5 protein-coding genes and 1 pseudogene are annotated in these 8,457 nt (G+C 70.2%); 3 read left to right on the top strand and 3 right to left on the bottom strand.

The features are described from left to right. A pseudogene (locus ACIRJP_RS37590) lies at window positions 1-794 on the top strand (hypothetical protein); the annotation flags it as partial. A gap of 108 nt (window positions 795-902) precedes the next feature. Here ACIRJP_RS37590 and lysS read toward each other — a convergent pair. Next, window positions 903-2,669 carry a lysine--tRNA ligase gene (gene lysS / locus ACIRJP_RS37585; protein WP_404184573.1) on the bottom strand — a complete coding sequence of 589 codons (1,767 nt, stop codon included), beginning with the start codon at window positions 2,667-2,669 and terminating at the stop codon, window positions 903-905. A 194-nt stretch (window positions 2,670-2,863) separates the two neighbouring features. Between lysS and argS the strand changes: the two genes are divergently transcribed. After that, complete coding sequence (gene argS / locus ACIRJP_RS37580; protein ID WP_404184570.1) at window positions 2,864-4,645, top strand: arginine--tRNA ligase; 1,782 nt, start codon at window positions 2,864-2,866, stop codon at window positions 4,643-4,645. A 103-nt stretch (window positions 4,646-4,748) separates the two neighbouring features. On the opposite strand, the gene ACIRJP_RS37575 is transcribed toward argS, so the two are convergent. Further along, on the bottom strand, window positions 4,749-6,146 hold the full coding sequence (locus tag ACIRJP_RS37575; RefSeq protein ID WP_404184567.1) for a helix-turn-helix domain-containing protein: 1,398 nt from the start codon (window positions 6,144-6,146) through the stop codon (window positions 4,749-4,751). Window positions 6,147-6,461: 315 nt separating this feature from the next. On the opposite strand from ACIRJP_RS37575, the gene ACIRJP_RS37570 reads away from it, so the two are divergent. Further along, window positions 6,462-7,190, top strand: coding sequence for a DUF4232 domain-containing protein (locus ACIRJP_RS37570; protein WP_404184564.1), 729 nt, complete (start codon window positions 6,462-6,464; stop codon window positions 7,188-7,190). Window positions 7,191-7,233: 43 nt separating this feature from the next. Here the strand turns inward: ACIRJP_RS37570 and ACIRJP_RS37565 are convergent, their stop codons facing one another. Then, window positions 7,234-8,421 carry a serine hydrolase domain-containing protein gene (locus ACIRJP_RS37565; RefSeq protein ID WP_404184576.1) on the bottom strand — a complete coding sequence of 396 codons (1,188 nt, stop codon included), beginning with the start codon at window positions 8,419-8,421 and terminating at the stop codon, window positions 7,234-7,236. Window positions 8,422-8,457 lie beyond the last annotated feature (36 nt).

The following is an 8,457-nucleotide window of genomic DNA, read 5'->3' as shown; positions in this document are numbered from 1 at the left end:
TGCGCCTGGCGAAGTACGGCGTCCCGCTGGCCGAGACCGCCCCGGCCGGCCTCGCCGCCGCGGGCATCGAACCCGCCCTGCTCCCCCCGGCCCAGACCCAGGTCGAACCGGCCGAGCTCCAGCCCGAGTTGCCGTACACCCCCGAGCAGCAGTACGCCCAGCAGCACGAGCAGGACCAGGAGCAGTACGAACAGCAGCAGCAATACGGGCCGCAGCACCAGCAGTACCGGCAGCAGCACAGCCACCCCTCCGACCCCGGCGCCGCCGCCGAGGAGTGGCCCCAGGAAGGGCCCGGCTCGCACGAGAGCCCCTGGTTCGCGGCGGCCCAGGTCCCGGACGACATGTACGAGAGCGCCTACGACCCCGCGTACGAGGAGGGCCTGGAGCCGGGCCCGGTGATGGTCCCTTCGGGCCCCGGCGGCCGCACCCGCCCCCTGGGCAGCGTGGGCACGATCGGCGCCGTCCCCGGCCCCCGGCAGGAGCAGGAGCCCCTCCAGGAGCAGCTCCAGGAACACCCGCAGGCCGGGGAACAGGCCCAGGAGCAGGCCCAGGAACCCGAGCTGGACCCCGTCGAGTGGGCGCAGGAGGACGCGGAGTTCGCCGCGATCGCGTACGAGGTGTTCGCCGCGTTCGTGAACCAGCACAACAACTACCCGAGCGTCGACGCCCTGGACATACACGTCACGGACGGCCACAACGTCAGGCACCCGCGCAGCGCGGCACTGATCCGCCGCATGATGCCGGAGTTCAAGAACCGCTACCACTCCGAACTCGAAGCGGACCACATCGCCTGAGCCACCCCGCGACCAGCAACGGCAACGACGACGGAGGGCCGTCACCCGAATCACCGGGTGACGGCCCTCCGTACCAAAGGCGCAAAAGGCGTCTATGCGCCCGGCAGCCTACTCACCGAGCAGCCTGCGCACCCGCTCGGCGCCCACGGCCAGCAGCAGCGTGGGCAGCCGCGGCCCGGTGTCCCGGCCGACCAGCAGCCGGTACAGAAGCGCGAAGAACGACCGCTGCGCGACCTTCAGCTCGGCCGTCGGCTTGGCGTCCGGCTCCAGGCCCGCCAGGACCTTCGGCACGCCGTAGACGAGCGTGGTGAGCCCGTCCAGCGACCAGTGCGAGTCCAGCCCCTCCAGGAGCAGGCGCAGCGACTGGCGCCCCTGGTCGTCCAGCGAGCCGAGCAGTTCCTTGTCCGGCTCCTCACGCACGATCGTGCGGGCCTCGGCCGGGACCTGGCTGGTGATCCAGTTCTCGGCCCGGTCGAGGCGCGGCCGCGCCTCGTCCAGCGAGGTCAGCGGGTTCTCCGGGTCCAGCTCGCTCAGGATGCGCAGCGTCTGCTCGTCGTGCCCGGCCGTGATGTCGACGACCGACGCGAGCGTCCGGTACGGCAACGGGCGCGGCGTGCTCGGCAGCTCACCGGCGGCCGTGCCGATGGCCCGCGCGTACGCGGCGGCGTCGGCCGGCAGCACCGAACCGTCGGCGACCTTGCGCGCCAGCGAGTCCCACTCGTCGTAGAGCCGCTGGATCTCCTGGTCGAAGGCGATCTTGAAGGACTGGTTGGGCTTGCGGCGCGCGTACAGCCAGCGCAGCAGCGGCGCCTCCATGATCTTCAGCGCATCGGCCGGGGTCGGCACGCCGCCCTTGCTGGAGGACATCTTCGCCATGCCGGAGATGCCGACGAAGGCGTACATCGGGCCGATCGGCTGCACGCCGTCGAAGATCTCACGGACGATCTGGCCGCCGACGACGAACGAGGAGCCCGGCGAGGAGTGGTCCACCCCGCTCGGCTCGAAGATCACGCCCTCGTACGCCCAGCGCATCGGCCAGTCGACCTTCCAGACCAGCTTTCCGCGGTTGAACTCGCTCAGCCGCACCGTCTCGGCGAAGCCGCAGGCCGTGCAGGTGTAGTTCAGCTCGGTGCTGTCGTCGTCGTACGACGTGACGGTCGTGAGGTCCTTCTCGCAGTTGCCGCAGTAGGGCTTGTACGGGAAGTAGCCGGCCGAACCGCCGCTGCCGTCGTCCTCGCTCGCCGCGCCGGAGCCCGCCTCGGCCTCCAGCTCGGCCTCGTCGACCTTCTTCTGCTGCTGCGGCTTCTTGCCGCTCTTGGCGCCCGCGGCCGCCGGGTCCTTCTTCGTCCGGTACCGGTCGAGGACGGCGTCGATGTCGGCGCGGTGCCTCATCGCGTGCAGGATCTGCTCGCGGTAGGTGCCCGCCGTGTACTGCTCGGTCTGGCTGATGCCGTCGTACTCGACGCCCAGCTCGTCCAGCGCGTCCGTCATCGCGGCCTTGAAGTGCTCGGCCCAGTTCGGGTACGCGGACCCGGCCGGGGCGGGCACCGAGGTCAGCGGCTTGCCGATGTGCTCGGCCCAGGACTCGTCGATCCCCGGGACACCGTTCGGGACCTTGCGGTACCGGTCGTAGTCGTCCCACGAGATCAGGTGCCGGACGGTGTACCCGCGGCGGCGGATCTCGTCGGCGACCAGGTGCGGGGTCATGACCTCGCGGAGGTTGCCCAGGTGGATCGGGCCCGACGGGGAGAGGCCGGACGCGACGACGACCGGTTTGCCAGGCGCACGACGCTCCGATTCGGCGATGACATCGTCCGCGAAGCGGGAGACCCAGTCGGCCTCGGTGCTGCTCTGACTCTGAGCCACGGTCTGCACGTCCTTCTCTCTTGTAGGACTCGTTGGAACACCCCTGTGGGACTCACAGGGCGGCCCCCGGGGGCCGAGCCCATTCTCCCAGGTCCACCGGCGGCGCGAAAACGGCTTACGGCCCGCGCGAAGAAAACGGCTTTACCGCCCGTGGAATACTGGGCGTGATCCCTTGTACTCCTACGGAAACGGCAGCCCGTCCCATGCCTGAGCACGGCTCGGTCAATTCCCTCGCTTCCACGCTCCAGCAGCAGCTGGCGGACGCCCTGACGGCAGCTCTGCCGGATGCCGGCACCGCGGACCCGCTGCTGCGACGAAGCGACCGGGCCGACTTCCAGGCCAACGGCATCCTGGCCCTCGCCAAGAAGCTCAAGGGCAACCCGCGCGAGCTCGCCTCGCAGGTCACCGCCGCGATCCCGGCGGGCGGCCTGATCAAGGAGATCGAGGTCTCCGGCCCCGGCTTCCTCAACATCACGCTCGCCGACCGGGCGATCATCGAGACCCTCGCCGCACGCGCCGCGGACGACGCGGGCCGGCTCGGTGTGCCGTACAACAGCGCCGCGGGCACGACCGTCATCGACTACGCGCAGCCGAACGTGGCCAAGGAGATGCACGTCGGCCACCTGCGTTCGGCCGTGATCGGTGACGCGATGGTGCAGATCCTGGAGTTCACGGGCGAGTCCGTGATCCGCAGGCACCACATCGGCGACTGGGGCACCCAGTTCGGCATGCTCATCCAGTACCTGACCGAGCACCCCGGCGAGCTGACCCACGAGGGCGCCGGCGGTGAGGCCGAGGGCGAGGCCGCCATGTCCTCGCTGAACCGGCTCTACAAGGCCTCCCGCGCGCTCTTCGACTCCGACGAGGAGTTCAAGGCCCGCTCCCGGGACCGCGTCGTGGCACTCCAGGCCGGCGACGCGGAGACGCTCGCCATGTGGCAGCGCTTCGTCGACGAGTCGAAGATCTACTTCTACTCGGTCTTCAACAAGCTCGACATGGAGATCCAGGACGCCGACATCGTCGGCGAGTCCGGATACAACGACATGCTCGAGGAGACCTGCCGCATCCTTGAGGAGTCGGGCGTCGCCGTCCGCTCCGAGGGCGCGCTCTGCGTGTTCTTCGACGACGTGAAGGGCCCGGACGGCAACCCGGCGCCGCTGATCGTCAAGAAGTCGAACGGCGGCTACGGCTACGCGGCGACGGACCTCTCCGCGATCCGCGACCGGGTGCAGAACCTCAAGGCGGACACCCTGCTGTACGTCGTCGACGCCAGGCAGGCCCTGCACTTCAAGATGGTCTTCGAGACCGCCCGCCGGGCCGGCTGGCTGAACGAGGACGTCAAGGCCGTGCACCTCCCCTTCGGCACGGTGCTCGGCAAGGACGGCAAGCCGTTCAAGACCCGTGAGGGCGAGACGGTCCGGCTGGCCGACCTCCTGGACGAGGCGATCGACCGGGCGTCCGCCGTGGTGCGCGAGAAGGCCAAGGACCTCACCGAGGACGAGATCACCGAGCGGGCCACGCAGGTCGGCATCGGTGCGGTGAAGTACGCGGACCTGTCGACGTCGGCCGCCCGCGACTACAAGTTCGACCTGGACCAGATGGTCTCGCTGACCGGCGACACCAGCGTGTACATCCAGTACGCGCACGCCCGGTCCCGCTCCATCAAGCGCAAGGCGGGCGAGCTGAGCTCCCAGCCGCACCCGGAGCTGGAGCTGGCCCCGGCCGAGCGCGCGATGGCCCTGCATCTGGACCAGTTCGGCGAGGTCGTGGCCGAGGTCGCCGCCGCGTACGAGCCGCACAAGCTGGCCTCGTACCTGTACCAGCTGTCGTCGCTCTTCACGACCTTCTACGACCAGTGCCCGGTGCTCAAGCCCGAGGTGCCGGGCGATGTGGCCGAGAACCGGCTCTTCCTCTCGGACCTCACCGCCCGCACCCTGCACCAGGGCATGGAGCTGCTCGGCATCCGGACCCCCGAGCGCCTCTGACGCCGGTCAGTCAGCACGTACTCAGTCCGTACACGCACCGGCCCGGTGGCCGTGGCCACGAGGGACGCCAGGGCCTGTCCGACCCCGATCCGCCGGGCAGGCCCTAATCCCACTCCTTGGTCACCCACTGGGCCGTGTCGTACCGGTACATGTACTTCGGCCGTGCCTGGATGCTGCTGGTACGGAACGGCTTCCCGCCGTCGTCGATGCGCAGCATCCCCGTCCGGCCGCCGCTGCTCCACTCCAGGTCCAGGTACCAGCTGACGTCGTGCCCTTCGACGTGGACCTCGAGGTCCAACACCTCCACATCGGTGGAGGACACCCGGAACGGAAAGTCCTTCGGCGGCACCCGCACGTCCCCCTGCTGCCCCGCCACCGGGGTGAGGCTCGGCCGGCCGTCGTCGAGGTCGACGTCGAAGGACTGCGGGGTGATGCCGCTCCCGCAGCCCTCGCCCATCGAGTACGCCGACCACGCCAGCGGCGCCTTCCGGGACAGCGTCCGCACATGCAGGCCGTTCAGCACGACGGCCTGCCCCGACTTCCCCTGCACGGTGACTTCGAGCTGCATGCTGCCGCCGTCCACCCCGCCGAGCGCCTTGGCCCAGCCCCGGGTGCCCTGCGGCGAGGGCGGCGGAGGCACGTCCTCCGGCTTCTGGTCCAGAACGTAGTGCTGACCGCAGGGCTCTTCCCAGTTGTACGAGCTGATGGTGGCACTCAGCGGCACGCCTCCGCTCTGCCGGCCACCCGACCCGGATCCCGCGCCACGTCCCCCGGTCGTGGCGGAGGCGCCGCCGGACGGCGGGGCCGAGACGGTCCCCGAGCCGGACGGCCCGGGCTTGCCCGACTTCTTCGCGCTCGGTGAGGCGGTGACGCTCGCGTCGTCGCCGGGCCCGGCGATCTCGGCCTCGTCCGGGCCCTTCGCGTCAACGGCGGGGGCGTTGCTGAGATCGTCCTTGTCCGTACCCGACAGATTGCTGACGACGATCGAGGTCGGCACGGTCAGCGCGACGACGGCGACGGCCGCGAGCAGCACCCGCGCCCGTGCGGAGGCCAGGAACCGCCGGGGCCGCCTCGCCCCACCGGCCAGGATCGCGGGTTCGGGTTCAGTTTCGCGTTCGGGTTCGGGTTCGGGCGTGAACTCGGAAACCGCATCCCGTACCGGCTCCGCAGAAGCAGGCGAAGGCGCAGGCGAAGGCGCAGAAACAGGATCAGGCGCAGGAGCAGCCTCGGGCTGCGCGGCCACGGCAGGACGTCTACGCGCCGCATCCGCCACGATCCACCTCCGGTGGAGCTCCACCAACTCCTCCGGGGTCGCCGCACACAACCGCGCCAGCCGCTCCACCGGGGCGTACTCATTGGGCACCGCGTCCCCGTTGCAGTACCGGTGAAGTGTTGACGTACTGACGTGCAGTCTTCCGGCAAGAACCCCGTAACTGCGTCCCGAACGGTCCTTCAGTTCCTTCAGCAGAGCCGCGAATTCCACGGCCTCCGGCGTCGCCACTGCAGCGTTCCCCCTCCTGGTCCGTCCCGGAACACCGTTCCAGGGACGTGGAATCTGCCCAGGTCACAGTACGCGCAGCCATTCCAGCATCCCCAATGGGCTGTTCGGCGTTGCGGCCGGAATCCGTCACCCTGCAATCTGTGGACACACCGCAGCGACCACCGGGACGACGCAGTGCGAATCCACTTCCGCATCGAGCTCATCGATGCCGTGGCCATCGGCGTGGTGATCGTGTCCACCGCGATCGTCATCGCTCTGATCTGCCACAACTGACCGAACGACAACACCGGCCCACACACGGGGAGTACCACCACCATGCGCAAGAACCGCATCCGCACCACCGCCCTCGCCGCGACCGCCCTCCTGGCCGCCCTCTCGCTCACCGCCTGCAACGGCACCGAGGACGGCGCAAAGTCCGGCCCGTCGACCGCGGCGAGCGACTCCTCCGCCACGGACACGGGCAAGGACACCGAGGGAACCGGAACCGACACCGACTCCGGCACCGACTCCAAGTCCCCGGCCGACAACACGGCCTCCGGCTCCAAGAACTCAACCGGCTCCACCAGCGGCCGGAAGAGCGACACCAACGGCCGGAACAGCACCACCGGGAACAGCAGCAAGTCCCCCGTCACCTGCACCGGCTCGAACACCAAGGTCACCGTCACCAAGGTGAGCCGCCCCATCAACCACCTGCTGCTCACCGCGACCAACACCGGTTCCGGCCCCTGCTACGCGTACAACGCCCCGGCGCTCCGGTTCGACGACGCCCAGGCCGCCTTCCCGGTCCTCCGCGAGAGCACCCCGCAGGCCGTGGTCACCCTTGAGCCGGGGCAGTCCGCCTACGCCTCGATCGGGCTGTCCGGTGAGCCCGACGGCCAGGAACTGCACGAGGGCACCCACCTCTCGGTGTACTTCACCAACAAGGCCGACCAGGGCTCCACGGGCGCCCCGGCCGAGCTGACGCTCCCCGTCGGCACCTCCTGGGGCGACAACGGCTTCGTCACCTACTGGCAGAGCGAAATGGACGCCGCCCTCACGTACTGATCCTCCGGTGTCCGGCCCCGCTGAAGGCGGCGAGCCCGGCTCGCTACTGCCGGGCCGCCGGGCGGCCCGCGGAGAGCGCCGTCCGGACCGCCGCCTCGATGTCATCGCTCTGGGCGTCCGAACCACCGGGACCGAGGTTCACCATGACCGTCGCCCGCCTGCCGTCGACCGTGGCACCGGCCATCGTCTCGAAGCCCAGGAAGTCACCGCCGTGCCCCCAGTACGGACCCCCGCCGGGCAGCGGCCTGCTCTCCAGACCGAGGCCGTACGCACGGCCGTCCTCGTTGCCGGTGTCCCGGGTCCTCATCATTTCCCGGAGCTCGGCCGGGTGCAGCAGGTCGCCACGGAGGAGGGCGCCCAGGAACCCGTTGAGGTCGGTGCCGCTGGAGATCATCCCGCCGGCCGCGCCGCCGACGGACGGGTCGGCCTCCGTGATGTCCAGGAGCGGCACTTCCTGGCCGGGCTGCGCGTACCCGCGCGGGTGCGGTCCGGGGATCGTCGAGCCGAGCGGTACGGACGTCTCGCGCAGGTGCAGCGGTTCGATGATGCGCTCGCGGACCTCCTCGGCGTATGTGTGGCCGGTCACCTTCTCGATGATCAGGCCGGCGAGCAGGTAATTCGTGTGGGAGTAGTCCCAGTCGGTGCCCGGCTCGAAGACCCGGGGGTACTTGAGCGCCATGTCCACGAGGTCGCGGGGGTCGTAGCGGACCAGCGGGTCCGCGACGACTTCCCGCGGCTTGAGGTGGTCGAGGAAATCGGGCAGGCCGCTGGTGTGCTGGAGCAGCTGGCGGACGGTGATCTTCCGTCCGTCCTTGCCGTGAACGCGGACGACGCCGGGCAGGTAGCGCTCCACCGGGGCGTCGAGGCGGACGCGATGCTCTCCCACCAGTTGGAGCAGGGTCGTCGCCGTGCACATCTTGGTCATGCTGCCGATCCGGAACCTGCTGTCGCGGTGAACCGGCGCCTGGCTCTTCACGTCCGCGACACCGCTGGTCAGCACCGTGCTGCCGTGCCGGTCCCGCACTTCGACGAGGGCTCCGGGCGCGCCGTCGGCGGTGGTCAGCCGCTGCAGGATCTCCTGCAGCCGGGCCCGGTCGGTGGCGGACCCGTGGCCCGCGGAGTCCGCGGCGGCGGTCGTGGCGGCGGCGCCCGCCGGAAGCGCGGCTCCCCCGACGCCGATCGCCACGGCGAGTGTGAGTGCACCGGCCAACGCCGCACGCTTGCGCTTCATCACGTGCACGCCCTCAATGCTCGAAGTCACGGCTGC

Origin of the sequence: Streptomyces sp. NPDC102437 (genome assembly GCF_044765565.1) — a bacterium.
In the GTDB taxonomy this organism is placed as follows: domain Bacteria; phylum Actinomycetota; class Actinomycetes; order Streptomycetales; family Streptomycetaceae; genus Streptomyces.
Note: the sequence above shows the minus strand (reverse complement) of the source record. Positions and strands in the feature narration are given on the sequence as shown.

Excerpts from the sequence above, each read along its gene's own strand:
- ACIRJP_RS37570 (WP_404184564.1), top strand. The coding sequence starts at position 6,462 with ATGCGCAAGAACCGCATCCGCACCACCGCCCTCGCCGCGACCGCCCTC.
- argS (WP_404184570.1), top strand. The coding sequence starts at position 2,864 with ATGCCTGAGCACGGCTCGGTCAATTCCCTCGCTTCCACGCTCCAGCAG.
- ACIRJP_RS37565 (WP_404184576.1), bottom strand. The coding sequence starts at position 8,421 with ATGAAGCGCAAGCGTGCGGCGTTGGCCGGTGCACTCACACTCGCCGTG.